The sequence below is a fragment of the Runella sp. CRIBMP genome (assembly GCF_009905605.1).
Taxonomy (GTDB): domain Bacteria; phylum Bacteroidota; class Bacteroidia; order Cytophagales; family Spirosomataceae; genus Runella.
Genome location: NZ_JAAAKZ010000018.1, coordinates 40,514 through 67,500 on the forward strand (window position 1 = coordinate 40,514; position 26,987 = coordinate 67,500).

The window sequence follows — 26,987 nt, forward strand, 5'->3', positions numbered from 1 at the left end:
AACTTGATTTCAGAGTAAAGGTAGAATGAACTGATAATAATAGCTGAAAATGTTTAATGTATAGATAAATCCCTGAAAGGGCAGGACAAACAAAGACTTTTTGGTTTTTATTTTTTTGAAATAATTCAAGTAAAAATGTTGCTTATGCTTGTTTTAAAGCAAGGTTACAGTTTTACTGTGCCGTTTAGCTCACTTAATTTATCTAACAAAACATGAAAAAACATCTTTACCTAGCCACACTTTTGTGGCTTTGTGCGCTTAGTTCGTGGGCGCAAAGCCGCTTAACAGGGCGCGTTACCGACGCCGCTGAAAGTATCCCACTTCCAGGGGTAAGTGTCCTACTGAAAGGCACTAACACGGGAGTCACTACCGATGGAGAAGGTCGATTTAGCCTTCCAAATGCCGCTTCAAACAGTGTATTGGTCGTTTCTTACATTGGTTATATTTCGCAGGAAATCACCGTTGGAAATCGTACGAATATTGACGTTGCCTTGGCAGTCGATGTAAAATCACTCTCTGAAGTTGTGGTGACAGGGTATGCCAGTCAACGCAAAAAAGACATTACGGGAGCCGTAACGGTGGTCAATGCCAAAGAATTGACGGCAGTGCCAGCGGCCAGCGTCACACAGATGCTTCAAGGACGGGCATCGGGGGTAGTGGTTGGAAATGACAACTCTCCTGGAGGAGGGACCATGGTGCGTATCCGTGGGTTTGGTTCTATCAACAACAACAGCCCGCTGTATGTAATTGACGGTGTCCCTACTCAAGGAACGCTTAATCAGATCAACCCCAACGATATTGAATCGATGCAGGTGTTGAAAGATGCTTCTGCCGCTTCTATCTACGGCGCACGTGCCGCCAACGGGGTAGTTATCATTACCACTAAAAAAGGAAAAACGGGTGAGCCAAGCATTACGTTTGATTTCTACAGTGGTACACAACGCCCTGGCAAGATGCTGGACTTATTAAATACCCAGGAATTGGGGGAGTATCTTTACCAATCTGAACTCGGCGCTGGAAAAAACCCGTCGGTTACTTCACCATCGGCCCAGTATAAGTTTGGCCCTAACGGCGAGCAAACCATTGCTGATTATATCTATCCCAACGTTTACGGAGCGCTTCCTTCCAACTATACTTATACCAATGACATCGCTGATCCTAATTTGGGCAGAACGGCTTTTAACATCACCAAAGCCAACAAAGAAGGAACCAACTGGCAGGATGTTATTTTTGACCCTGCACCGATTGCTAACTTCCAAATAGGTGCAACAGGCGGTTCAAAATCAGGTAAATATGCCATTTCGGCCAATTACTTCAAGCAAGATGGTATTTTGAGATACACGAAGTATGACCGCTACTCATTGCGTGCCAATACCGAATTTACCAAAGGAAAAGTGACAATCGGTGAGAACTTCACCTTCTCATATGACGAAAGACAGGGTATCACCAACAACGATGAGTCAAACCCTATCATGTTTGCGATTCGTGTACACCCGATCATTCCGGTATTTGACATTACGGGCGGTCCAGTAGCGTTGGGCGGAACCAACACGTCACCTTACAATGGTTTTGCTGGAAGCCGGGGCAGTAACTTAGGAAATGCTCCCAACCCATTGGCAAGATTATATCGAGAAAAAGATAACATCACCAAAGGCTCACACGTATTTGGAAACGTATTTGCCGAAGCAGAAATTATCCCTGGCTTAAAGGCCAGAACTAGCTTGGGCCTTGAGTATAATCAGTACAACCGCTCCGAGTATTTTCACCGCGACATTGAGGCGGCTGAAGCAAGAAATGCCAATAGCTTAAACGTAATCAATAACTTTGACCGCTCATTGACGTGGTTCAACACATTGAATTACAACAAAACCTTTGGTGTTCATTCATTGAATGTATTGGTAGGAACCGAAGCCGTCAAAACCTATGCAGTAGGTTTTCAGGCCAGCCGAAGCAGCTTTGCTTTTGATGATTTAGACTATCGTTATTTGGATGCGGGTTCGGCCGCAGGCTTGAACAACGCTGGCGCGGGTGCAACTTTGAGCTCGCTGTTCTCTCAGTTCGGAAAAGTAAACTACTCGTACAAAGAACTTCTCTTGGCCGACTTCACCCTTCGCCGCGACGGTTCTTCACGTTTCTCGGCGGCCAACCGCTACGGGGTATTCCCCGCGTTTTCGGTGGGTTTGCGCATGACTGAACTTGCCTTCATGCGGGAAGTGAAGTTTATCAACGATTTGAAAGTACGCGTAGGTTGGGGTAAAACGGGTAACCAGTTGATTCCTAACGTGTATAACGCTTATACGTTATACGCACCTGATCCTTTAAACAACGCATATGACATCAACGGTACGGGTTCTTCAATTGTCGGTGGATTTGACTTGGTACAGTTTGGTAACACAAATGGTAAATGGGAAACAAATACATCCACTAACTTTGGTATCGACGCCGTTTTATTAAACAACAAAATGGAATTTGTATTAGACGTTTATAACCGTCTAACGACCGATATGTTGACCCAAATTGCAATTCCAAGAACGGCAGGTTCGGGTACAATTCCTTTCACCAACATCGGTGAAGTACAAAACCGTGGTTTTGACATTGGCCTTAACTTCCGGGATAAAAAAGGTGACTTCCGCTATCAGGTAGGCGTGAATTTTGGGCACTACAAAAACGAAGTGAAGAAATTGAACGATGACCCCAATGCCACGGTATTTGGTTTCACCACTCGTTTGCCAGCTATCTCGGCTACCAAAGCAGGCTTGCCCATTGCCAGTTACTATGGATACATCGTGGATGGTGTAATCAAAGATAAAGCAGAAGCCGACGCCGCCCCTAAATTTGGAACTTATACCCGTGAAGGTACTTTCAAATTCAGAGACATCAATGGTGACGGTATCATTACGGCTGCCGACCGTACCATCATGGGCAATCCTCACCCTGACTTTACGTACGGTATCAACGTAAATCTTGGCTATAAAAACTGGGATTTGACAATGTTTGGTCAAGGTGTACAAGGCAACCAAATCTTCAACTATGTGAGATATTGGACTGACTTTAACGTATTCCAAGGCAACAGATCGAAGGATATGCTTTACAATTCATGGAAAAAACCAGGTGATGATGCAAAATTGCCCCGCTTGAATTCTGGCGATGCCATCAGTCAGCAGGTTTCTTCTTATTTCCTCGAAGACGGCTCGTACTTGCGCCTGAAAAACATTCAGTTGACGTATACCCTTCCTACTTCTCTCTTGAAAAAAGCAGGATTGGCTTCGGCGCAAGTGTATGTACAAGGACAAAACATCTTGACGCTTACCAAATACAGCGGACTTGACCCTGATATCAACCTCAGAAGATCAGGTAATGACAACCAGGATATTCACATGGGTGTTGACGAAGGTGCCTATCCAGTGGCAAAGTCGTACATCGTTGGATTGCGTTTTGGTTTTTAATCTTAGTTGACAATCATTATTCTTGAATCATAAAATGAAAAAAATAATCTCATTACTAGTCTTGGTCGGTTTGAGTTTCTCATGTTCTGAGAGCTTCTTTGACCTAAAGCCTCAGGGGCGGGCTTCCTTGGAGCAGTTAAGTAATAAAAACGGGGTGAACGCCTTATTGATAGGAGCTTACTCTCTTATGGACGGTGTTGGTGCAGGAAATACAGGACGTCAATCCACGATTTCAAATTATGTGTTTGGTGGAATCAGTAGCGACGACGCCGTAAAAGGAACCGATGCCGGTGACCAGCCAGAGCAGTCGTTTATCGAACAATACAACTGGCTTTCTGACAATACCTATTTCCTCGGAAAATGGTGGCACTCTTACGACGGTGTGGCCCGTTGCAACGAAGTGATTCAAATTGTGAGTAGCGCAGCCGTAAAAGATATGACCGAGGCTGAAAAAACGCAGGTGATTGCCGAAGCACGTTTTTTGAGAGCGCACTACCACTTTGAAGCCAAAAAAATGTGGAATAAAGTGCCATTTATCGACGAGAAAGTCTACGTTGCTTCTGACCCCAATTCCACAAAAGTGCCTAACACCGAAGATATTTGGCCTAAAATTGAAGCAGATTTTGATTTTGCTGCCAAAAATCTTCCTGCTGTTCAGGCCCAGAAAGGCCGTGCTACGCAGTGGGCTGCTAAATCGTATTTGGCTAAGGCCATGATTTTTCAGAAAAAATGGGCGGCAGCAAAAACGTTGTTGGAAGATGTTTTGAAAAATTCGGGTAAAAAGCTGGTTGCTAACTACCACGACAATTACAGAACGACGGGCAACAACAATAGCGAGTCAATTTTTGAAGTTCAGTTTTCGGTCAATGACGGTACCAACGGAAACAACGGAAATGCTGGAGATAACCTAAATTGGCCGTATTCGGCAACGGCTCCAGGACGTGGGTGCTGCGGTTTTTATCAGCCTTCACACAACTTAGTAAATGCGTTCAAAACAGAAAATGGCCTTCCAATGATTGGAGCTGCGGCTGACGGTACTGCTGATACCTACAACAAAGTAGATTTACCCAATGACCAAGGAATCACTGCTTCTACGGCTTTTACCCTTGATAAATCGGTTCCTGTTGACCCACGTTTGGACTGGACGGTGGGTCGTCGTGGTGTGAATTTCCTTGATTGGGGCCCAATGCCTGGCTCAACTTGGATTCGTGACCAAGCGTATGCTGGACCGTTTACGGGTAAAAAATGGATGTATTACTTGTCGGAAGAAAACAGCACTACGCACTCAACTAGCAAGCGTAACGTAAACAATAACTACCGTTTGTTGAAGTTATCGCACGTTATTTTGTGGTTGGCAGAATGCGAAGTAGAATTGGGCAATTTGGCTGCTGCCGAAGGTTACGTAAACCAAATTCGTTTGCGTGCCAAAAATGGATCGGTTCAGGATGCTTCTGTAACATACCAGGTTGATGCCTATCCTGCGGGTACTTTTGCCGCCAAAGGCGCTGATTATGCCCGCAACGCCGTTCGGATGGAACAACGCCTGGAATTTGCGATGGAAGGCCACCGCTTCTTCGACTTGGTTCGTTGGGGCATTGCCGAAAAAGTGTTGAACAAATATGCCGCCGAAGAATCAGTGCCGGGCACTGAGCCTTCTGGACGTAAATTCAATAAGCGAGGTTATATGGCTGGAAAAGTATTTACTTCTAAAAATAATTATTTCCCGATTCCTCAGGATGAAATCCTGAACAGCCAAAAAGATGGCAAGCCTACTTTGACCCAGAATACAGGGTACTAACATATTTCTTTTTTATCACAAAAAAGGCTCCGCAGTTTGCTGTGGAGCTTTTTTTGTGATAAAAAACTCAAAATAACTTGGTTTTAGATTACTGTTTAAACCATTGAACGACTTGTTTTTCTAAGGGAAGAATAGAGAAACAAATCAGCGCATTTTGAGGCGTTTGATTATAATCAATGTGCTACCTTAAACAGTATAAAATATGAAAGCTGATACGAGACTTATGACATTATTAGCTACAGGATTGCTGATTTACATGTTTTCAGGGTGTGTAGTGAGCCCTCGTCCTGTGGTTGTTCGTCCTGCTCCGCCTGCTCCTCGTGTCGAAGTGATTCCGCGCAAGCCATCCCCTCGCCATGTATGGGTGCCTGGGGAGTATCGTTGGCGTAAAAATCACTATGTATGGGTTCCAGGTCATTACCGACGAGTCAGATAATAACAAAAAAACTCCGCTACATGGCGGAGTTTTTTGTCGAAAGCAATCGGTACAATTGGTTATATCTCAGTGAATCGAAACTGTACGTATGTTTTGGCCAGCAAGGTCATTTTTTGAAAATCAGGAACCCGAATCCGTACTTCCTGAATGCGGGTTGCGGGCGTTTCCTTGATTTTATTGAACAGGGTCAGATAATACACATACGCCAGATAAACGCCCATACGAGCACTACGGGGAAGCTGTTTGATGGCACCGTAAGCCGCATCAAAGTCTGCCTGAATATCGGTTTCGATTTGGTGTTTACTCTCTTTGGTGAATTTCGTAAAATCAACCCCTGGAAAATAAACGCGCCCCCGGTCAACATAGTCACTTTTTAGGTCGCGCAAAAAATTTACCTTCTGAAAAGCCGCCCCTAAACTACGAGCACCGTCTTTTAGTTGCTCAAACATGGCATTGTCGCCTTCACAAAATACACGCAAGCACATCAAGCCCACTACTTCTGCTGAGCCATAAATGTACTCTTCGTATTTTTCATCGGTGTATTCCTGCTTGTACAAATCCATTTCCATGCTGTGCAAAAAAGCATTGATGAGGTCATGATCGATCTTATATTTATTAACGATCAGCTGGAAAGAATGTAACACTGGGTTCAAACTAATACCCGATTCGATGGCTTCGTAGGTATCTTTGATAAATTTTTCGAGCAGGTATTTTTGATTAAATTCATAAAACGTATCGACAATTTCATCGGCATAGCGTACAAACCCATAGATAGCATAAACAGGTAAACGGAATTTTTTATCCAGCGTTTTGATTCCCAGCGTAAACGACGTACTGTACCTCTCGGTAATGAGTTTGCTGCAATCTAGCGTTGTTTGGTCAAACAATTGCTTCATATAAGCCGTGCCATGCACGCAGGTTAATGGGTTATTGGAAGATATGATTACTAATTTGGTCCAAACTCTTTGGCTATCTCATCGGCTACTACCAGCCCCGAAATCAGGGAAGGGGGTACCCCAGGGCCTGGAACAGTGAGCTGTCCTGTATAAAACAAATTATTTAGCTTTTTGTTTTTGAGCGTCGGTTTCAGAAAGGCCGTTTGCAAGAGGGTATTGGCCAGCCCATACGCATTTCCTTTGAATGCATTGTAATCTGACTGGAAATCTCGGTGCGCAAAGGTACGTTTATAGACAATATTGGGCCGAATGGCTTCCCCTACGTAGGCCTCTAACCGTTCCATCACTACGTTGAAATAACGCTCTCGGATTTCGTCAGTATCGTCAGTCAGTCCAGTGGCTACTGGAATCAGGATAAAGAGGTTTTCGGAGCCTTCTGGCGCAACCGAGGGGTCGGTTTTTGAGGGCGCCGAAACGTAGAAAAGCGGCTTGCTTGGCCATTGGGGGTCGGTATAAATTTCGTACGAGTGCTGTGAAAAATCTTCGTCAAAGAACAAATTATGATGCAGCAGTTTTGGTATTCTTTTGTTGACCCCCACATAATAAAGCAACGACGATGGGGCAAGTGTTTTTTTGTCCCAATATGCTTCGGAATAATTTCGATATTCACCCAGTAATTTTGAATCTACATGGTGATAATCAGCCCCTGCCACCACGACGTCGGCCTCAAAAATGTCGCTTTCGGTGATTATCTTCTTTGCGCTGCGATTGGTTACTTCGATTTTCTTTACATTCTGATTCAACATTATTTGTACACCTTTTTCTTCGGCCAGTGCCACCATTCCTTTCACGATTTCATACATGCCGCCCATTGGGTACCAAGTTCCCATGGTGATCTCGGCGTAGTTCATGAGGCTGTACATGGCCGGTGTATTTTCGGAGGTGGCCCCTAAAAACAAAATAGGAAACTCCATCAATTGCAACAATTTAGGGTCTGTAAAAAACTTACGAATATGCTCCGAAAATGACTGCAATACGTCCATGCGCCCCAAATCATACAAAAGTTTAAGGCTTACAAACTCCGTAATGCTGCGACTTGGCTTCCAAACAAATTTGTTCATGCCCACGTCATATTTGTACGAAGCCTGTTTCAGAAATGCGTCCAATCGTACACCGCTTCCTGGTTCTATGCTTTCAAAAAGCTGTTTGAGCGCTTCGATTCCCGCTGGAATTGCAACGGTGGTTTTTTGGTCAAATATAACCGCGTAAGAGGGGTCGAGTCGGACCAGACGATAATAATCCGATGGTTTTTTGCCAAATTTGCCGAAATAGGTTTCAAATACATCGGGCATCCAATACCAACTCGGGCCCATATCGAAGGTAAAACCCTCGGCTTCAAACACCCGAGCGCGTCCTCCAGGAACCGAATTTTTCTCTAAGATAGTAACATCAAACCCTTTGTCGGCTAGGCGGGTAGCGGCCGAAAGCCCCGCAAATCCAGCGCCGATAACAATTACTTTTTTCAAGGTATAAGACTTTTTTTATTGTAAACTTCCAAAAGGGGGTGACGGTTTGAGAACATACGTAAAAAATGACGCCGTCGTGCAAATTGCTATTGCTTATAGACTACGCCATCTTTCATCACGAACGTAACGTTTTGGAGCGTTTTGATGTTTTGAAGCGGATTTTCGTCGGTGGCAATGATGTCGGCGTATTTGCCTTTGGTGATGCTGCCCATGTTATCCTGTTCTCCTAAAATTTGGGCAGGAACCACCGTTGCCGATTTTATAGCCTCTATGGGGGGCATTCCGACTTCGGTCATGTATTCAAATTCTTTGGCATTTTTGCCGTGCGGGTACACGCCACCGTCGGTACCAAAGGCAATTTTTACGCCCGCTTTGTAGGCTTTCTCAAAAGTTTTTTGAATCAAAGGCCCAATTTCCAGCGCCTTCATGCGCACAAAAGGGTGGTAATAGCCAGGCACTTTGGCGGAGTCGGCGGCAGTACGACCAGCGATGATGGTCGGGACGTAGTAAGCCCCCATTTTCTTGAACAACTCAATGGCTTCATCGTCCATGTATGTGCCGTGCTCAATGGTAGTTACGCCTGCTCTGAGGGCACGTTTCATGCCGTCGGTTCCGTGGGCGTGTGCCGCTACGTGAAACCCATAATCTTTGGCGGTCTGCACAATGGCCGAGATTTCGTTTTCGGTAAACTGCGGTGCTTTACCGCTTTTGGCAATGCTTAATACGCCCCCAGTAGCCGTGATTTTGATACAATCTGAGCCATCTTTGTAACGTTGACGTACAGCTTTTCGGCCTTCATCGGGGCTGTCAACGATTGCATCTGTGACTTTATCTGGAACACTGTACATGTTGCTGAGTCCGTTGGTGGGGTCGCCGTGCCCGCCCGTGGTGGCGATGGTTTGGCCCGACGTAAAAATGCGTGGCCCCGTTACCAATCCTTTGTTGATGGCGTTGCGGAGTGCGATATTTACGCCCGTGCCTCCCAAATCTCGTACGGCCGTAAAACCCGCCATGAGTGTGGTAAGAGCATGTTTTTGGGCTTCAAAGGCAATGTCGGCCGAGTTGTTGCTGAGCCGTTTGAGGTATTGGTCTCGGCTGGTTTCGCTTTCGATGTGTACGTGCATATCGGTCAGGCCGGGCAAAACCGTTTTGTTTTTTAGGTCAATCAGTTTATCACCTGTTAGCGCTTTAGTATAGCCTTTTTCAACGGCCGTAATTCGATTTTTTTCGACGATAATTGTGGTCTGCTCTTGGGCGGCATCACTGACTCCGTCGATTAGTTTTCCGCAATAAATCAGCGTTCGTTGGGCTTGGGCGTAATTTGCCGCCGCAAAAAAGAGTCCCGCAAAAAGCAAACGTTTTCTCATGGATAATTTGGTCGTTAGGTTCATTGTAATGAATATTTTACCTAAATAAAGCGTTTTTTCGTCTCAAATGGAAACGGAGAAGGAAAGTAGTATACCGAAATGCCCATAAAAAAACTCCCTGGTGGTGGCAACACGACCAGGGAGTCAAATAATTGGATACTAAACCGTACAATTATTGCTGCTGAGTTATTCAGGATAGCCTGGATTCTGTGGTTTCAGATTCGGGTTGTTCAGCATTTCTTGTTTTCCAAGTGGCAATAACAAATGTTTTGATTGCAGCGGCTGGTTAGAACTCAAGTTCACGTGTCCCACAAAGTTGTCAAATCCTTTGGTTTTTTCGTTAAACACTTTGCGCAGGCGAACCATGTCAAACCAAGTGATTTGCTCATAGCACAGCTCATGCCAGCGCTCTTTCCAAACGGCTTCGCGGAAAGAATTTTGGGTATAAGTACCAAGAGCAGGCGTAGTGAGTTGCGCTCGGTCACGGATGCGCTTGAAGGCATTATAAGCTTCCTGTGTAGGTCCACCCACTTCGTTTTGGGCTTCGGCAAAGAGCAATAACACCTCTGCATACCGAATTTGGGGTACATTGAGGTTGTTTGCGCGTGAGCCTGGCACCCCCGAAGTACCGTTTGCCACTCTGTTGAAATGTTTGAAAATATAAGGAGCACCCAGTTCAAACCTTGCTCCACTACCGTTGGTAAAATAGGTAGTGTAGAAATACCCTTCTTGGTCTTTGGCACGCAAATCGCCTGGTTCGTACGACTGGTAGAAGGCAAGGGTCGGAACGGTACTTCCTGTTCCACCTGGACCGTTGAAAGTTACAGGCTTAAAGTTAGGAAACATATTACCCATCGGATTTTGCTCTACAACGGCATTGTATTGCAGCATAAAAAGGTGTTCTACACGATTTTTTAAACTCTCCCGGCGCGTGTCTTCGTAAGTCGGAAACAAGTTGATTGTTGCAGGATTGGCATTGGCATAGTCTATCACCTCTTTGGCTTTGTCGGCGGCCAACTTATAGTGTGAAGCCCCTTTGCTGAGAGGGAAACCTGCCATGGTCAAATATACGCGTGCAAGCTGCGCTTTGACAGCCGCCAAATTGACCCGTCCACTCTGATCCATCCATGGTAAACCAGCGGCTTCTGCTGCAAGTAAGTCTTCTACAATCAGTTTGTAAATATCTTCTTGTGGCGAGCGCTTAGGGAAAAAATCTTCCGAGCTAGCCGTTTGTGGATTGGTAATCAGTGGAATATCGCCCCACAAACGCACTGCTGTAAAGTAGGCATATGCACGTAGAAACCTTGCCTCTCCCAAAATTTTCTTCTTTTGTACTTCAGGCATGGGTGTAATAGGCGGCACTTTGGCAATCACCTGATTGGCTTGTGCAATGATTTTAAACAAACCATTCCAATAATTGACTACGTGTACAGTATTGCCATCGTGCACTAAGCCATACAGGTTGTTCAAGTCTGAATTTTGGGCAGTTTCGGTGGTCGAAGTCCCCGTCATGGCCTCCAGTAGCTGCCAGTTAGAAGAAAATATACCTGCTCCTCCACCCATAAAACGTAAATCGGCATACACCGAAGCGAGTGCTGCCTCGGCGTGGTCGGGAATGGTGTAAAAGCTTTCGGGTGTTAGGTTAGAAGGCGCTTGCTCCGCCAAAAAGTCGGTGCAGCCTGTGTAGCCCAGTAAGAAAGAGGCCATCAGTGCTGTTTTTCCTATATTTTTAAATAGTTGCATTTTCTAATTGATTTAGATGTAAAACAGTGATGAATTAAAGCCCCACCTGTAATCCGATCATGAAAGTAGTGGGTTTAGGATAGTTGTGCCAAATCATACCTTGCGAAAACGCACTGTTGGCATTTCCTTGATTGGTAGGGGTAACTTCTGGATCACCTACGATCTTATCTTTCACTGCGAGGAAGAAGTTTTGGGCCGAAGCATACACTCTGAGGCGACTCATTTTGAGTTTGCTGGTTACGTTGCTTGGGAAAGTATAACCCAATAAAAGGTTTCTACCCCGTAAGAAAGACCCATCCTTTATCCATTGGGTATCCACGTTGGTTACGTAGCCTGCACGGGTATCACGTATTTCGGCAATCATTGTATTTTGATTCTGAGGTGTCCACGCGTTCAATACCGACGTGTAGCTGTTGGCTAAGTTTTGACGGTCTTCGCTGGGGTGTAGGTTCATCAACATTACGTCGTTGCCATACGAAAACTGCATCTCAAAGGTCAAGTCAAAGTTGTTGTAGCGAAATGTATTGGTCATGGCTCCCCAAGCTTTTGGACTACCGTTCCCGATGATACTACGGTCGGCATCGGTGATAGCCTTGTCGCCGTTTACGTCAAGGTATTTGATGTCACCAGGAAGGATGGTCAAGCCGTTGCGGTAGCTGGTAAATTTAGCCGCTTCTTCGCGCTCTGCTTCACTCCATACTCCTAAGCGAGTTAAGCCCCAGAAAGAACCTACGGGTTCGCCAATTCGGATGATATTGGTAGGATTAGTAAAGTTAGGACCACCTACGTTGAAAATATCAGAAGGCGTAGCCAATGAAAGTACTTTGTTGCGGTTGAATGAAATATTGAAGTTGGTATTCCACTGGAAGCCACCACGGTCGATATTGATGGTATTTAATGCCAATTCCACCCCTTTGTTGTACATTGAGCCTACGTTTCTACGGATGGTAGCATAGCCACTTGTTTGCGGCACAGGTGCATCCAAAAGCATGTCAGTGGTAAGGCGATAGTAGTAGTCGGCTTCAAGTGTTATCTTACCTCCAAACAAGCCTAATTCGATACCTGCATCGGTTTGAGCTGTTTTTTCCCAACGCAAATCAGGGTTAGCCAAACGTTGCAGACCTGTACCAGCTACTCGCCCATCGTTATATACAGTGGCGTAGTTTGAACTCAACAACGAAAGCGAAGCATAAGGTGGAATTTCAGAGTTTCCAGTCAAGCCATAGCTTGTTCTGATTTTGAGGTTAGAAATAATTGAGTTGCCTTTCAGGAAGTCTTCTTCCGAAACCCGCCAAGCCAATGCACCCGATGGGAAGAAAGCGTATTTGTGGTTGTTACCAAATTTAGATGAACCATCGGCGCGGCCTGTCAGGGTTACTAAGTATTTGTTTGACAATGTATAATTAACACGTCCAAAGTAAGAGTTAAAAGCAAAACGTGAGGCTCCTGAACTAACTGAAGGATTGGTAGCACCTGCACCCAGGTTGTTAAAACCAAAGTAGTCAGTGGCAAAGTTGTTTACACTGGCGCCGATACCAAACACATTGGTTTCTTGCCACGAAAGTCCCGCTAAGGCATTGATAGAGTGCTTATCGCCGATTTGTTTGTTGTAGGTCAAGTAGTTTTCCAATGACCAGAAAGTTTCTCGGTTGTTGTTGGTAGAGGCGTTTCCATTACCACCAATATTAAGTGTTCGGGTCTGCGATTGATTTACCTCTTGGGTTTGCACATTTACACCCAATACCGTGCGCATTTCCAATCCTTTGGCGATGTTGATATTTGAATATAAACTACCCAATGTTGTTTGGTTGTTTACGATGTACTTACGACCTTCCAAACGGTGAACAGAACTGAAAGTGCCTTCGGCAAGTGGATAATCGCGATTGTTGGCATAAGTACCATCTTCGTATCTTACTGGCAAAAACGGAAAGTCTTCAACAATCTGACGTGCTACGGCATCGTTGATGTCCACGATATTTTCTGATTGGTTGTTATAAGAAAGTGTACCGCCTATTTTCAACCATTTTTTCACTTGGTCATCAATCGTAAAACGGGCAGAATACCGTTTCATGTAAGACTGTTTCAATAAGCCTTGGTCATCGCGGTAGCCCAATGAAAGATTGTATTGTGTGCGCTCATTGCCACCACTAAAACCTAATTGGTGATTCTGAGACAGTTTGTTTTGGGTAGTTTCTTTAAACCAATCGGTATCATACTTATTGCTGCCATCGGGGTTCCAGACGCGTGGATCTACCCTGCGTAACTTTGGATTGAGGTTTGCAAACCTACCAGCTGCCCAGCCAACAGGGTCGTATTTGGCCATGTTGGCCCAGGCCAATTCTTCTACGGCCATGTATTCTTTGGCATTTAATACTCGTGGTCTGTTGGGCCCGATGGTGTTTACGCTAAAATCGGCATTGTAGGTCACTGTACCTTCGCCTGCTTTTCCTTTTTTGGTGGTTACAAGGATAACCCCGTTTGCGCCTCTGGCTCCGTAAATAGCGGTAGAGGAAGCGTCTTTCAGTACTTCTACCGATACGATGTCGTTGGGGTTGATGTAATCAATGGCCGACGTAAATTGCGTTTGGGTTCCTTGTGGCATCATTACACCATCTACTACATACAACGGGTTGTTGGAGGAGTTGATAGAGCTGAAGCCGCGTACCCGAATGGTGGTTCTACCTCCAGGGCGACCTGAGTTGGTGTTTACTTGTACCCCAGCCATTCTACCAGATAGTTGTTGTGCAAGCGAGGGCGCGGGGCGTTCCATTAGTTGATCCGCTTTAACGGTACTAACAGAGCCCGTTAAATCTGATTTTCTGAGGGTACCATAACCGATAACCACAATTTCTTCCAATACTTTGCTGTCGGATTTTAGCGTAAGATTAATGGAAGATTGATTGCCAACGGCGATTTCTTGGGGCACGTAACCTACGAAGGAAAAAATAAGCGTTGCGTTGTCAGGGACTTCCAATTTGTAGAGCCCATTCCCGTCGGTTACTGTACCGCGTTGGGTACCTTTAATGACAATACTTACGCCAGGCAACCCACTATTTGTTTCGTCTACAACTTTTCCGGAGATAGTTTTATCTACCGCTTTTTCTTCTAAACGAACGTTGGTGTTTTTTTCGAGTAAGTCTCGATCAGGAGCAGCGTAGGCAAATGTGAGGCAGGAAAAAGACAGAATGAAGGGGGCGGTGGTTAGTCGCATCATCCTGCTAAACCGGCCATGCGGTTGTAAGGGTTTTTCCATAGTGATAATTCAGGCTGTCTGTACAGCGTTTAAGTTAAAAAAACAGTTTGAAAACAAAATACGATTTTAGAAGAGATATAGGCCTCGTAACTACTGCCTTTCTTGATAAAAATTATGTTAATTCTTGAGCCAATAATATAATTTATTTAATATATTAAGTATATTTTTTGAATGAAAATGACAATAAATATAACTTTGGTAAGACTTGACTGATATTATTCCAATTTATGGAATTGGCTCCGTAAGCCGGAAACACAGAATAAAAATAATAAATGAAGTATTATCAAGAAGGTGGGAGTACTTTTAGAGTAGAATGATAAGGACTTAAAAAGATATATTTTTGAGTTTGAAGCAAAATCAGGGCTCGCTGCTTTGTTTTGAAGACCAAAAACTTGACAAGCCCAAGCTTTTACCCTAATAATACCTAGAAATTCCTAAAGGGATACCAGTACTGATGGTGAAGGAGGTGAAGTCGGGGTTGAAAGGCGTAGTTACGATGTGCTCAATTTCTAATTTTATCTCACCAATCACCATTCCAATTTTGGGGGCGGCGGTAAAAAATACTTCTTTGCCATGTCGGCGTAGGGAATATACCTGTTGGGTTATCAAGTCTTTGGCCTCCAATTTTCCAAAGTAGGAAGCACCCGTACTGAGGCCGATGTAAAAACGGGTTTTGGCAGGAGCCCCCCAGCTTCGATAGGCGGGTGTTAGAAAAATATCAGTAAAGAATAGGCCGTAGGAGGTAAATTTGGGCTGAATTATACTGTTGGACTCGGCATCTTCAAACTTTGGGCGGAAGATGCCTCCCAATTTTAAGCCCATATTAATTCGCTCATTTACAATGTAATAAGGCGAAGCGAAAATTTGCCAGCCAAGTCCTGCTTTGGTCAAAAATAGGGGTTTAGTACTGTACGCACTGCCCGCTTTCAAAAGTCCAGGACCCACGCCTACCGCAAGCCACAAACGGCGCTCATCCTGCTCGGTCGAGATGAAGCGTTGGGCCCACACATTTGATCCAATAAGAACTCCTAAAAGCAGACTTTGTAAAGCAAGTTTCATCATTTTTGCTTGAGTAATCAAAATGCAATGGCAGTCATTAATAGCCTAGAATACTACTGTTTTTCTACTATCAAAAACCATGCTAATCCGTAACTGCCAACCATTTTTGCCGTAAAAATATCAATTTGGTGTCATTTTTGGCGTTTGAAGGTGAATTGGTTAGTTTTGAGGAGGTGTTAAACTAACCTTCGTATGAAAAAACTATTCTTACTGATTTTTGTTGGGCTGTGTGTGGCAACCATGACAGCCTCTGCTCAAGAAGATGTGCTAAAAAAACTACAGGCCATTGCCGTAGTTGATCAAAAAGTGATGATGCCCATGCGGGATGGTGTTCGCTTGGCAACGGATATTTTTCGGCCTAAAACAGACAAGCCTGTTCCTGTGATTTTTTCTAGAACTCCTTATAATTTTAATTCGTGGGGAAACGGCGAACCAAGAAACGGAACCTATCAGCAGGCATTAGATGCGGTTTCGCACGGGTATGCGTATGTAGTTCAGAATGAGCGCGGACGGTTTTTTTCGGAAGGGGAGTGGGATATTCTCGGAACACCCGTTACGGATGGCTACGATGCTTTTTCGTGGTTGACTAAGCAGGCTTGGTGCAACGGAAAAATCGGTACGCTGGGCTGCTCCTCTACCGCCGAATGGCAAATGGCCGTGGCTGCCCTCGACCACCCTTCTCATGCCGCAATGGTGCCGCAAGGATTTGGCGCGGGCGTTGGAAAAATAGGGGAGTTTTGGGAGCAAGGCAACTGGTACCGAGGCGGTGCGCAGCAGATGCTATTTACAGCGTGGCTCTATGGAACCCAAAACGACGCGATTCGCCCGCAGTTTCCCAAAAATGCCACGCAGGAGGAATTGGTACGCGCTTCTCGCTATTTTGATTTAGCGACCGAAATGCCTCCCGTCGATTGGTCCAAGGGATTGCGTCATCTTCCGGTGCAGGATATTATCAAAAACGTGAATGGACAAAAAGGGGTCTATGATAAAATGATTGTCCGCAAACCCAATGACCCAGATTGGTTCAAAGGAGGATTGTACCATGACAATATGCCTTTTGGCGTGCCGAGTTTTTGGTTTGTGTCTTGGTACGATGTGTCGAGCGCACCCAATCTTGCGCTGTACAATCATGTTCGTAAAAACGCCACCGACCCGCAAGTGCGTGACAATCAATATCTGGTAATTGCACCTACGCTCCACTGCGCCTACAAACGCGCTACCGAAAACACCATCGTGGGTGAGCGTAGCATGGGCGATGCCCGCCTAAACTATGACGAGCAGATTTATGGGTGGTTTGATCTTTGGCTCAAGGGAGAAGCCAACGATTTTACAAAGAAAACACCTAAGGTTCAGTATTTTACGATGGGGTCAAACAAGTGGCAGTCGTCAGATACGTGGCCGCCGGCCAACGTTGAAATGACCACTTATTATCTCATGAGCGGTGGTAAAGCCAACAGCCTCTACGGCGATGGAAAACTCACGCTTTCAGCCCCGGCCAAAGAAGCTAAGCCAGATGTTTTTGCTTATGACCCTATGTTCCCCGTTCCTTCTTACGGTGGCAATGTCTGCTGTACCGGTACGGCGGTGCAAGGAGGCTCGTTTGACCAGCATCAAATGGAAACGCGGCATGATATTTTAGTATATACAACCGACCCATTTAAAGACGGGGCGGAGTTGTCGGGACCGATTGAAACGACGTTGTACGTAGGCTCGGATGCCAAAGACACCGATTTTACGGTAAAACTCATTGATGTTTACCCTGATGGTCGGGCCTATAATCTGGATGAGACGATTTTGCGCGCTCGCTATCGTGAGGGGTTTGACAAAGAGGTATGGATGGAAAAAGGGAAAGTGTATAAACTTACGCTGAGCCCGATGGTTACGTCCAATTATTTTGCACCAGGTCACAGCCTTAGGGTAGAAATATCGAGCAGTAATTTCCCTCGGTTTGACCGAAATCTCAATACAGGAGGGAAAAATTTTGATGAAAAAACGGGTGTTGTTGCCAATAACCAAATTTTTCATTCTGCGGCGTATCCATCGGCGATTCGGGTGCCGTTGGTGAAAGGGAAATAAAAAGTGCCGGTGGTATGAAAAGATATTAACCTCTTGCCTTCCCATTTTCTAAATGTGAAGGTATCAACCAGCCTTTCGTCCAATACTTTAGAATAAAAAACGTTACTTTTAAGGCGATAATAGCGAACAAATTATTATGTCTTGCCCTAACTCAATTTCAATTGCTGCGTGAAAAAACACCTTGCCTGGCTTTGTCTGTTGCTTTTTTTAGGTTTGGAAGGCTGTAAAACTGCCCAAAAACCACGCGCCGGTTTCCGCGACTTTGGCCCCATGGGTTTACGCCGAGAAATGCGGGCCGTTTGGATCGCCACCGTCGATAATATTGACTGGCCCAGCCGCAAGAATCTTTCTCCCGAAGACCAACGCGAGGAATTTATCCGCATTTTAGACACGCACAAGCGTACGGGCATTAATGCGGTATTTGTTCAAGTACGTGCCGCCGCCGACGCGTTTTATGCCAAAAGTGAAGAGCCTTGGTCGGAATGGCTCACGGGCAAACAAGGCCGAGCACCCGAGCCATTTTATGACCCGATGGAGTTTATGATTGAGGAATGTCACCGACGGGGGATGGAGTTTCACGCTTGGCTCAATCTCAATCGGGTATCGCACCGCGTAAGCAAAAGTATTTCCAACGACAATATCGGTCGGCAGCATCCTGAGTGGGTTTTTGAGTATGATGGTTATAAACTGTTCAATTTTGGCCTGCCCGAAGTGCGGGAGTATATTACGGGTATTACCACCAATATTGTTAAAAACTACGATGTCGACGGGATTCATTTTGACGATTATTTTTATCCTTATACCGTTACGGGACAGACCCTAAAAGACGAAGAAGCCTTCCGACAATACGGTGCCCGATTTAGAAGCAAAGACGATTGGCGGCGCGATAATATCGACAAACTCATCAAACAAATCAGCGATGCCATCATTGCCGAAAAACCGTACGTAAAATTCGGTGTCAGCCCTTTTGGGGTATGGCGAAATCGGAAAGATGACCCCACAGGCTCGGCTACGGAAGGTGGCCAAACATCGTACGATAACCTGTATGCCGACACCAAAAAATGGATGAAGGCGGGATGGGTTGATTATATGGTGCCGCAAATTTATTTTTCTACAAAACACGATAAAGTCCCTTTTAAAATCCTGACTTCATGGTGGTTGAAGCATACCTACGGACGTCACCTGTACATCGGACAAGGCGCGTATAAAGTAGGGGTACAAGAGAAAGACAGGGCCTGGACCAATGCTTCTGAATTCTCCAACCAAATGCGGTTTGTCCGGCTTAATCCCGAAATTACGGGAAGTGTATTTTTTAGCTCTAAATCTTTGATTAACAATAAATTGGGGCACGCAGATTCGTTGCGTACCAACTTCTATAAAGAGCCTGCTTTTCCACCTACGATGCCGTGGAAAGACCGAGTGGCGCCGCAAACACCCAGTAACTTGCAGGTATCCGACACCCGTAACGGGGTAGAACTACGCTGGAATGCACCAGAGCCCGCCCGTGATGGCGACAAAGCTCATTATTACGCCGTTTATCGCTATTCTGACAACGAAAAACCAAGGCTATTGGCGGCCTGTTATGAAGGCCAGACCCGTGCGCTTGACCGCACTGCTCTCCGTAATCGGCGTTATACGTATGCCATAACGGCCCTCGACCGCCTGCATAATGAAAGCGAAGCCGTACTTGCCAGCATCATGGTGCGGTCGACTGTTCGCGCTTCCAAAAAATAATTTTCGGATACTTTCCAACCTTCTTCCTGTTTCGTTACCCATTGTATCGAAAACCAAACAGCCGTGCCCTTGTCAGTCGATGTAACCGAAGCGCAACTTGTTGAAAGATGTCTCTGCCGAGACCGCCAAGCCCAACGCCTGTTGTTTGAGCGGTACAAACGAGCTATGTATACCAAGGCCTTTCGGATTCTGAACGACGCTGACCACGCCCATGATGTGTTGCAGGATGCGTTTGTGGAAGTTTTTCGAGATTTGCCCCGTTTTCGATTTGAAAGCACGTTGGGTGCTTGGATTAAGACGATTGTTCTGCATCATGCACTGCGCAGGCTGAAAGCGGAACGTCGTTGGGAAACTCTCGACGAACAACGCCACGACCACCCGATTGAGCCGCCCGATCATTTTACTGCCGAAGAGTTGGAGACGGCCATCCGAAGGTTGCCCGATGGATGCCGCGCCGTATTTCTACTGGCCGAAGTGGAAGGGTACCGACACAACGAGATTGCGGAGCTGCTTGGTATCAGCGAAGGAACAGCAAAGTCGCAACTGAACTATGCAAAAAAGAAATTGAGAACTTGGCTGACAAGACATTAGAATTACTGTATAAAATTACCTGCTTTTGAAAAAATGAAAACCTGGAAAGAAGCCGTAAGTCAATTGGATGAGGTCGAGCCACGCGCAACTGCTTGGGAAGAGCTATCGGCAAGGTTGGCGTTTGAAGACCAACTTGTTGAGCAGGTAAATAGCCTTCTTGAGCTAGAACCTAACGATGATTTATGGGGTCGGATTGAACCCCAACTCGACGTTGTGAAGCCGTTATGGTATCAACGTTGGCCCTCGTGGGCGGCAGCTGCTGCTGTGATTTTTACGGTCGGTTTGGGCATTTGGTGGAATGGGCAACCGACACAAAAAGTCACCATTGCTTACAGCACTGAGTTAGTGGCTGATTGGGAATCTACCGATGTAGAAATAAACCAACCTAGAGAAGTAGAGGCGTTTATTGCAGAAAGCTGTCAACGGAAGTCCGCTATCTGTACTACGCCCGACTTTCGGGATTTAAAAGGGGAATTGCAGGAATTGAATTCGCAGAAAGCGCGTATTGAGCATGAAATTAAAATGTTTGGGGAGCAGCCTGATTTGGTAAAGGCGCAAATCAAAATTGAAAATCAACGGGCGGAGATTACCAAAGAGTTAGTGCAAAAGTTAATGATTTAACCTGAATTGTTATGAAACAGCTACGGAAATATGCCCCGCGACTAAGCATAAAATTTTACATAATTATTCCCTTGATTTCAGTTGTTTTGGGTGCGGTACATGCCCAAACTAAAATTCAGGTCGTAAGCAAAACCATTGAAAAAGAAATAGATTATCGAGAAGGTATGAGCCTGAACATCAGTGCCCAAAAAGCCGATGTGCGCGTTATGGGCTGGAACCGTCCGGTGGTAAGCTTCAAATTGCGTCTGGTTGCAAAACATCCTGAACGAAAAGTGGCCGAAAAAGAGCTCGTTTTTATGCTTTATACCATCAAAACAAACCTGCAATTTGAAGCCGAAAATCGGTTTAAGGTGCCACAGTCGTACGGTGAAGTGGAAAGCAATCTGAAGGCGTATTACGAAGTGTTTGTGCCTTTTCGGTGCCCGGTAATCATTACAAATACTTTTGGAGAAACATTTACGGCACAGTTGCAGGCTTCACTGAAAGTGTCCTCAGAATTTGGGAAAATAACGCTTGAAAATCTGGCAGGCCGGCTAGACATAGAAAGTCATTATGCAGATATAGAGGGCGATAAACTCAATGTAACGCTGAACGGACGCCTCGAAAATGCCAATGTGAATTTAATTGATTTAGGAGGAAATGGGCAGCTTCAAAGCAAATACGGCAAGCTGCGTATTGTGCCAAACAACGACCTCAATCACCTCAAAATCAATGCTGCCCGCACCGAGGTTGTGGTTGAGCCTCGCAGCATGGACGACTTTACGTTTGATGTCGAAACTGTATTTTCTAAAATCAATGTCCCCAATACTCATCAAGACCGATTGAAAAAAATACTTAACAAATATGTTTTTGATTTTCAGGCCAAAAACCGACGTGGTACGATTGTGATTCGCAACAGTTACAGCCCGATTTTGATTGAACCTACGCGCAACGCCGCCGCCAAACGTGACTGATACACCCCAAAACAGCTACTTATTTATCCCATGAAAACTACATTATTTTACTTCTTAACAGTCCTGTTTCCCCTTCTGAGTTGGGCGCAGCAAAAAGATTCGGTGCGGGTCGAGTATGCCGAAGAAAGCATTGAGCAATCCGATTTTAAGAAGAAAGAAGCTTTTCGGTATTTGACGCACGCCAACATTGAGGAAAAAACACTGATTAAAATCGGCATTTTACCAACGTTCGGTTTTTCTAAACGAATCGGTTTTACGGGCGTTGGCTACGGAGAACTAAGTATTGAACACAAGCTCAAACCACAGTGGTCGGTCATGGGTGGTATTAACCAAATTTATCGACGTAATCATCCCTATTCGTACGGCTATTATGCGGGGTTGATGCTGGGGACGAGATACTATTATTCCATCAAAAAACGAATGGCCTTGGGAAAAAGCGCTAATAATTTCTCCAATAATTACCTTCAACTTCAGGTGGAAAAACCGCTGTACGGGTATCAGCATCTTCAGGGGCTTATCACTGGCGGCGGAAATCAGGGCGAGTATGTAAAGCCTAATGGTATTCCGCAAATTACAGAAGGGATGCCTTCGTTTGTTCGTTTTCGGCTGGGCTGGGGCATTCAGCGGCGGCTCGGTAAGTGGGGATACTTTGATGCGGGTGCTGGCGTAACAACTACTCTGCCAAGCGGACATTGGCACCTCAACTGGTTTACCAAAGACCCCGAAAGTTCTTTTTCAGGCATTGCTCCTTACATCAACTTCAGAATTGGAATCGGATTATGAAAACAAAATACACCCTTAGTACTTTCAGTTTTTTGTGTTTGAGCCTGCTTATGAGCGCAAACGCGCAGGAAAAATGGAGCATAGGGCTCGAAGCCTTGGCCCGCGACGAAGGCGTTCAGGTTGAAGGTTTTCCTACGCACTCTAGTGTTACCAAAATGCCGATGGTGGGCCTGAGATTAGGTTATGAAGTGAGTCCCGGCCTGCATCTGGAAACGGGTTTCTTTTTTACACGTTCGGTTGCTGTTTTTCGGGTGTGGCCCAGCGCTTATCGGAACAGCGTATTTTCCTCCCTGCAAAATTTTGTCATTCCAGTTGGGCTACGCTACGATTTCTTCAGTCGAGGAAGGTTTACTTTTTCGGCTCGTGGTGCAATAGTGTATAGGCATTTGGAAAAGCCCGTTGTGTTTCGATTTGATAACGCCACCAATTCTATTGTTAACGGAAATCAATATTCAACGCAGGAAGGCGATTATTTCTATGAGGTGACTTTCAGACAATTACGTAAGCATCAGTTGTCGTTGCAGGGAGGATTGGATGCATCGTTCAGAGTTTCAAAGCATTTTGAGGCCGCGTTACAGGCCAATTATACACAGGGACTCGGTCGGTTTTATGAAACCAATGTGCGCTACAGAAAAGGGCAGGAGCCTTTTCAAACTACCCAAAATTACACCAATGGTAGCGGATGGAAAGCGGGCTTAAGCCTTAGGTTTCGTTTTTAAGTCTCACCTCTCGACCTTTACTTTCCATTCCGGGCCGCTTTTTACGCCGTATTTCGATGAAAAATCACCCATGTTTAGGGCAAATGAGAGGTTCATCAGGCTGTTAAGATAAGCCACTGGTTGCCCTTCGGGTACTTCGCCGAAGGTATTGGCAAAAGGCATTTCTCCATTAAAAATGAGTTTGTCATTTTGCCACACCGTTATCTTTACTTTTTGTCCTGCGGCGATATTCAGTTTTTTAAATAAATCGGCGGAAATATTGGTCCAGATATTGCCGTATTGAACGTCTAAAATTGGAATATTTCCCACAATGGTGTTGCCCTCAAGAACGGGTTTTTGAAATGGGATTTTCACCACTTCGTTGGGAAGTCGCTTCCCGACTTGCGCTAAGGTAATCACTCCCGCTGCCAACCGCGCCGCCGTGTAAGCGTAAACATCACGCCCGTGAAAGGTATAGGAAGACTGTGAGTTGCGGCGACGATTGAGGGCCTCGTCGATTTCATGAACTTCTTGAATTCCTAACGACTCGGCAATGAGCGTAAAACTGCCGTTGTCGGGCCCGACAAAGTAATGCCCGCTTTTGGTTTTAAGTACTACCGACTTGCGTTCTGTGCCCACGCCTGGGTCGACCACCGACACAAAAACGGTGCCTTTGGGCCAATAGGGTGCGGTTTGTTCGAGGCGATAGGCGGCTTCCCATATGTTGTAAGCGGGGATCTCGTGCGTCAGGTCAAACAGCCGCACATTCGGATTAACGCCCATTGCTACGCCTTTCATGGCCGATACCGCACCGTCTTTCAAGCCAAAATCTGTTTGAAAAACCACCGTTTTGGGTTGGGCCCAAAGGGTGAATGCGCATAAAAAAAGAAGGAAAGAGAGTGTGAGGTTTTTCATGAGTTTAAATAATTTATCCTGCAGACGCTTGGCCGTGCAGCGGTTTTTGAAATGACTCAGTATCTGTTTTTGGGTCCTTTCAGCTGGTGGTTGGTGGCAAAAAAGGTAGGGAAAATACCGAAAAAAGCCGTTTTTTCGTCACCTCCTCCATCAATTGAATCCATTCATTTTCTTGGTTTTTGAGATAATCAATGGTCACTTTCAGTGATTCTTTTCCGTTTACAAAATTGATTAATGTTTTATCCCCGACTAAAATTTCTAGTGCTGTTCGAGTATTTCCTTTTTCGTAGGGGCCTTCGCGCCAGAGATTAGGGACGTGGTCGTTCATGATTTGGAGTAAAACCAAACTGTTCAGCAGCGAATGATTAACAACACCCATAGCCAAATGCACCTGAAAGCCGCCACAAAGCTGATTGGCATATTTATGAAAGGTAGGGATGAATTGTAACGGCCGCAGCACGTAATTGAGCCACGGAATGGCGTCGGTTTGTAATTCAAAATCATGTTTAATGCGTTGTAACTTCTCCCAGCCTAAGAACGGCGCGCCAATAATTTCAAAGGGACGGGTCGTGCCGCGACCTTCGCTGAGGTTGGTGGCTTCAAATAGGCATTGTCCGCTGTATAGTTGGGCAGTTTGTAAAGAAGGGAAATTGGGCGAAGGAAAGATTTGAAAGAAAAAATCTTCTGACGTTGGCGATACAAGTCTTAACTCGAAAGTACCCTTATAAAATCGCGTTAACCAAATCGCTAATTCTCCCATCGACAGGCCGTGCCGATGCGCTAATCCCTGATGACCGATAAAAGAACTGAATACGGCGGGCAGCGGCGTTCCTTCCACCTGTCGCCCGGCAGGATTGGCGCGGTCAACGACCCATAGGCGGGGCGGAGAGGCTATTCCCGACAAGGTCGCGATCAGGTAGGCCAAGGAGGTAGTGTAGGTAAAATACCGACATCCGACATCCTGAATATCTACCACAATATCCGTGAGCGATGTTAATGCCTGCGCTGGTATACGAACACTCTCTTCGCTTTGGCCGTACAATGAAATGAACTCTACTTTCTCTGCCATGGCGCGGTAGGCTTCCACGGCTTCGACGGGTTCCTGATCTTGAAGCTCGGAAAAAAGACCGTGCTCGGGTACAAACACCGTTTTTAAAGCCTTTGACTCACTCAACAGTTCGAGGAGATATTTTCTTTTTTCAAATACAAAAGCGGTTTGATTACAAAATAATCCTACATGGGTGGCACCTTGCCGATGGAGAGAATCAAGAAGCATCGAAAAAGATATAGAAGGACTCATTTGTGGTTATTAACGAAAGAAAAAGGTACTATCAAAACGTTTTTTTGGATTGTTTTTGGGTGGCTAAAATAGCGATAAGTTTCTTTTAATCTCCTTTTAATCTGCCCTTAATACCCGTTTAATGCCGCAGAAGGAGCTTTGTGGAGTTAAAATCAAGCATTCTGCATCATGAAATCAAAAGAAAGCATTTTTGATAGTTTACAATCCTATTGGAGCAAAGATTTATTGTCGGGTTTTTTAGTGTCGTTGATTGCCTTACCGCTTTGTTTAGGAATTGCGGGGGCCAGTAATTTTCCGCCCATTATGGGCGTGATGACTGCCGTCATTGGGGGCATTGTTGTTGCATTCTTTGCGGGTTCCGAATTGACCATCAAAGGGCCAGCGGCTGGTTTGATTGTGATCGTGGCGGGTGCCGTAGACGAACTCGGCAAAGGCGATATGGATTTAGGCTGGAAACTGGCGTTGGGGGTGATTGTGGTGGCGGGCTTAATTCAAATTCTTTTAGGGGTGCTAAAAGTAGCCAAACTCGCCGATTTCTTTCCTCTTTCGGCCGTTCATGGTATGTTGGCGGCCATCGGGATTATCATTATGTCGAAGCAATTGCATTTAGCCGTAGGTATCCCGCCCTCAGAAATGAAAGGAAAAGAGCCGATAGAATTGCTCGAAATGGTGCCCCATAGCCTGATGCACATGGAATACCACATTGCCATTATTGGTGCCATCAGTTTAGTAATTTTGTTTGGGTGGCAATACCTAAATATCAAGGCTTTGAAGAAAGTGCCGCCAGCTCTTATAGTATTGATTGTGGGCGTGCTTTTAGGACAATATTTTCACCTGACCGAACCTACCTACAAAAATTTTAAGCCACTCGTAACTCCTGGCGACTTCTCATTCAATTTGAACGTAAACTTCGGAGCGCTTACTACTCCCGAACTGCTTCCGATTTTCTTTAAATACCTTTTGATGTTTGTGCTTATCGGAAGCCTTGAATCATTGTTGACGGGGCGGGCTATTGATTTGATTGACCCCGAAAAACGTAAGTCAGATTTAAGTAAAGACCTTACTGCGGTCGGAATTGGAAACACCATTGCGGGTTTGTTAGGAGGGTTGCCGATGATTTCAGAGGTGGCACGTAGTTCGGCAAACATAAATAACGGTGCCAAAAGCCGCTGGGCCAATTTCTTCCACGGTATTTTTCTGCTTTTGTTTGTCGTAATGATGGTGCCCCTTATCAAAATGGTTCCGGTGGCTTCGTTGGCGGCTATGCTCATTTTTGTTGGCTTTCGCTTGGCCTCCCCCAAGGAGTTTGCCCACATTTATCACATTGGTAAAGAGCAGCTTACTATATTTCTGATTACCATTATCACCACCATTGCTACCGATTTATTGATTGGTATTGCAGCGGGTATCTTGACCAAGTTTATCATCCAGATAGCATTTGGGGTAAAACTGAGCGACATTGTCAAATCACGTTTTGAGCTTCAAGAAAAAGAACTAGGCGTGTATCAATTGAATGTAAACAACGCAGCGGTGTTTGCCAATTACTTAAAATTGAAAAGTTTATTGATGAAAGTTCCTGCGGGTAGTTCGTTGGTGATTGATTTTTCAAAAGCCGCGTATGTCGACCATACCGTTGCCGATAACCTCAACAACTTCCGTCGAGATTTTGAATCAAAGGGCGGTTCGTTGACTTTGCGGGGATTAGATTTACACGAAAGTCTGTCCGAACACCCTCTGTCAGCCCGCCGTTTGCCTAAGCATTTGCGTAAAAATACGGTTGAAATCGCCTAAG

At 45.3% G+C, this 26,987-nt stretch carries 19 protein-coding genes; 11 read left to right on the forward strand and 8 right to left on the reverse strand.

Annotated elements, in window-relative coordinates; genetic code table 11:
* Positions 1 to 212 precede the first annotated feature (212 nt).
* From GVN20_RS25665 to GVN20_RS25675, 3 genes are all read left to right on the forward strand, one after another.
* Positions 213 to 3,446, forward strand: coding sequence for a TonB-dependent receptor (locus GVN20_RS25665; RefSeq protein WP_166561079.1), 3,234 nt, complete (start codon positions 213 to 215; stop codon positions 3,444 to 3,446).
* Between the two features lie 34 nt (positions 3,447 to 3,480).
* Entirely contained in the window at positions 3,481 to 5,244 is a 1,764-nt protein-coding gene (locus GVN20_RS25670) for a RagB/SusD family nutrient uptake outer membrane protein (protein ID WP_166561080.1), read from the forward strand.
* A gap of 223 nt (positions 5,245 to 5,467) precedes the next feature.
* Positions 5,468 to 5,680 (forward strand): YXWGXW repeat-containing protein, encoded by a 213-nt coding sequence (locus GVN20_RS25675; RefSeq protein WP_166561081.1) that lies wholly within the window; start codon positions 5,468 to 5,470, stop codon positions 5,678 to 5,680.
* Positions 5,681 to 5,739: 59 nt separating this feature from the next.
* Here the strand turns inward: GVN20_RS25675 and GVN20_RS25680 are convergent, their stop codons facing one another.
* The 6 genes from GVN20_RS25680 to GVN20_RS25705 all read right to left on the reverse strand — a co-directional run bounded on the left by GVN20_RS25680 (position 5,740) and on the right by GVN20_RS25705 (position 15,527).
* A complete protein-coding gene (locus GVN20_RS25680; RefSeq protein ID WP_166561107.1) occupies positions 5,740 to 6,576 on the reverse strand; it encodes a phytoene/squalene synthase family protein in 837 nt (278 codons plus the stop codon).
* 50 nt (positions 6,577 to 6,626) lie between these two features.
* Positions 6,627 to 8,102 carry an NAD(P)/FAD-dependent oxidoreductase gene (locus tag GVN20_RS25685; RefSeq protein ID WP_166561082.1) on the reverse strand — a complete coding sequence of 492 codons (1,476 nt, stop codon included), beginning with the start codon at positions 8,100 to 8,102 and terminating at the stop codon, positions 6,627 to 6,629.
* Positions 8,103 to 8,188: 86 nt separating this feature from the next.
* Positions 8,189 to 9,469 (reverse strand): amidohydrolase family protein, encoded by a 1,281-nt coding sequence (locus GVN20_RS25690; RefSeq protein ID WP_166561083.1) that lies wholly within the window; start codon positions 9,467 to 9,469, stop codon positions 8,189 to 8,191.
* A 186-nt stretch (positions 9,470 to 9,655) separates the two neighbouring features.
* The gene (locus GVN20_RS25695) at positions 9,656 to 11,212 is read right to left on the reverse strand and encodes a RagB/SusD family nutrient uptake outer membrane protein (RefSeq protein ID WP_409033850.1); all 1,557 of its coding nucleotides are present in this window, start codon (positions 11,210 to 11,212) and stop codon (positions 9,656 to 9,658) included.
* 34 nt (positions 11,213 to 11,246) lie between these two features.
* Entirely contained in the window at positions 11,247 to 14,465 is a 3,219-nt protein-coding gene (locus GVN20_RS25700; protein WP_166561084.1) for a TonB-dependent receptor, read from the reverse strand.
* A gap of 414 nt (positions 14,466 to 14,879) precedes the next feature.
* Positions 14,880 to 15,527 carry a hypothetical protein gene (locus tag GVN20_RS25705; RefSeq protein WP_166561085.1) on the reverse strand — a complete coding sequence of 216 codons (648 nt, stop codon included), beginning with the start codon at positions 15,525 to 15,527 and terminating at the stop codon, positions 14,880 to 14,882.
* A 189-nt stretch (positions 15,528 to 15,716) separates the two neighbouring features.
* Between GVN20_RS25705 and GVN20_RS25710 the strand changes: the two genes are divergently transcribed.
* From GVN20_RS25710 to GVN20_RS25740, 7 genes are all read left to right on the forward strand, one after another.
* Positions 15,717 to 17,600 carry a CocE/NonD family hydrolase gene (locus GVN20_RS25710; protein ID WP_166561086.1) on the forward strand — a complete coding sequence of 628 codons (1,884 nt, stop codon included), beginning with the start codon at positions 15,717 to 15,719 and terminating at the stop codon, positions 17,598 to 17,600.
* A 168-nt stretch (positions 17,601 to 17,768) separates the two neighbouring features.
* The gene (locus tag GVN20_RS25715; protein ID WP_166561087.1) at positions 17,769 to 19,334 is read left to right on the forward strand and encodes a family 10 glycosylhydrolase; all 1,566 of its coding nucleotides are present in this window, start codon (positions 17,769 to 17,771) and stop codon (positions 19,332 to 19,334) included.
* 63 nt (positions 19,335 to 19,397) lie between these two features.
* Complete coding sequence (locus GVN20_RS25720; protein ID WP_166561088.1) at positions 19,398 to 19,925, forward strand: RNA polymerase sigma factor; 528 nt, start codon at positions 19,398 to 19,400, stop codon at positions 19,923 to 19,925.
* Positions 19,926 to 19,958: 33 nt separating this feature from the next.
* Positions 19,959 to 20,546 (forward strand): hypothetical protein, encoded by a 588-nt coding sequence (locus GVN20_RS25725; RefSeq protein WP_166561089.1) that lies wholly within the window; start codon positions 19,959 to 19,961, stop codon positions 20,544 to 20,546.
* Between the two features lie 11 nt (positions 20,547 to 20,557).
* A complete protein-coding gene (locus GVN20_RS25730) occupies positions 20,558 to 21,499 on the forward strand; it encodes a hypothetical protein (RefSeq protein ID WP_166561090.1) in 942 nt (313 codons plus the stop codon).
* A gap of 30 nt (positions 21,500 to 21,529) precedes the next feature.
* Positions 21,530 to 22,282, forward strand: a complete 753-nt coding sequence (locus GVN20_RS25735) for a hypothetical protein (RefSeq protein WP_166561091.1) — start codon at positions 21,530 to 21,532, stop codon at positions 22,280 to 22,282.
* Positions 22,279 to 23,001, forward strand: a complete 723-nt coding sequence (locus tag GVN20_RS25740; protein WP_166561092.1) for an outer membrane beta-barrel protein — start codon at positions 22,279 to 22,281, stop codon at positions 22,999 to 23,001. Before GVN20_RS25735 ends, GVN20_RS25740 begins: the two co-directional genes overlap by 4 nt.
* A 3-nt stretch (positions 23,002 to 23,004) precedes the next feature.
* Here GVN20_RS25740 and GVN20_RS25745 read toward each other — a convergent pair whose 3' ends face one another.
* Together GVN20_RS25745 and GVN20_RS25750 are read right to left on the reverse strand one after the other, a co-directional pair.
* Positions 23,005 to 23,895, reverse strand: a complete 891-nt coding sequence (locus GVN20_RS25745; protein ID WP_166561093.1) for an S-adenosyl-l-methionine hydroxide adenosyltransferase family protein — start codon at positions 23,893 to 23,895, stop codon at positions 23,005 to 23,007.
* A gap of 79 nt (positions 23,896 to 23,974) precedes the next feature.
* Positions 23,975 to 25,195, reverse strand: coding sequence for a DUF1343 domain-containing protein (locus tag GVN20_RS25750; RefSeq protein WP_166561094.1), 1,221 nt, complete (start codon positions 25,193 to 25,195; stop codon positions 23,975 to 23,977).
* 168 nt (positions 25,196 to 25,363) lie between these two features.
* Between GVN20_RS25750 and GVN20_RS25755 the strand changes: the two genes are divergently transcribed.
* A complete protein-coding gene (locus GVN20_RS25755; protein WP_166561095.1) occupies positions 25,364 to 26,986 on the forward strand; it encodes a SulP family inorganic anion transporter in 1,623 nt (540 codons plus the stop codon).
* The last annotated feature ends 1 nt before the right edge of the window (position 26,987 follow it).

Bases quoted from the DNA above. Each gene is read 5' to 3' on its own strand.
- GVN20_RS25700 (WP_166561084.1), bottom strand. From the start codon at position 14,465: ATGGAAAAACCCTTACAACCGCATGGCCGGTTTAGCAGGATGATGCGA.
- GVN20_RS25730 (WP_166561090.1), top strand. From the start codon at position 20,558: ATGAAACAGCTACGGAAATATGCCCCGCGACTAAGCATAAAATTTTAC.
- GVN20_RS25735 (WP_166561091.1), top strand. From the start codon at position 21,530: ATGAAAACTACATTATTTTACTTCTTAACAGTCCTGTTTCCCCTTCTG.
- GVN20_RS25670 (WP_166561080.1), top strand. From the start codon at position 3,481: ATGAAAAAAATAATCTCATTACTAGTCTTGGTCGGTTTGAGTTTCTCA.
- GVN20_RS25710 (WP_166561086.1), top strand. From the start codon at position 15,717: ATGAAAAAACTATTCTTACTGATTTTTGTTGGGCTGTGTGTGGCAACC.
- GVN20_RS25690 (WP_166561083.1), bottom strand. From the start codon at position 9,469: ATGAGAAAACGTTTGCTTTTTGCGGGACTCTTTTTTGCGGCGGCAAAT.
- GVN20_RS25705 (WP_166561085.1), bottom strand. From the start codon at position 15,527: ATGATGAAACTTGCTTTACAAAGTCTGCTTTTAGGAGTTCTTATTGGA.
- GVN20_RS25750 (WP_166561094.1), bottom strand. From the start codon at position 25,195: ATGAGTCCTTCTATATCTTTTTCGATGCTTCTTGATTCTCTCCATCGG.
- GVN20_RS25665 (WP_166561079.1), top strand. From the start codon at position 213: ATGAAAAAACATCTTTACCTAGCCACACTTTTGTGGCTTTGTGCGCTT.
- GVN20_RS25680 (WP_166561107.1), bottom strand. From the start codon at position 6,576: ATGAAGCAATTGTTTGACCAAACAACGCTAGATTGCAGCAAACTCATT.
- GVN20_RS25740 (WP_166561092.1), top strand. From the start codon at position 22,279: ATGAAAACAAAATACACCCTTAGTACTTTCAGTTTTTTGTGTTTGAGC.
- GVN20_RS25755 (WP_166561095.1), top strand. From the start codon at position 25,364: ATGAAATCAAAAGAAAGCATTTTTGATAGTTTACAATCCTATTGGAGC.
- GVN20_RS25745 (WP_166561093.1), bottom strand. From the start codon at position 23,895: ATGAAAAACCTCACACTCTCTTTCCTTCTTTTTTTATGCGCATTCACC.
- GVN20_RS25695 (WP_409033850.1), bottom strand. From the start codon at position 11,212: ATGCAACTATTTAAAAATATAGGAAAAACAGCACTGATGGCCTCTTTC.
- GVN20_RS25725 (WP_166561089.1), top strand. From the start codon at position 19,959: ATGAAAACCTGGAAAGAAGCCGTAAGTCAATTGGATGAGGTCGAGCCA.
- GVN20_RS25675 (WP_166561081.1), top strand. From the start codon at position 5,468: ATGACATTATTAGCTACAGGATTGCTGATTTACATGTTTTCAGGGTGT.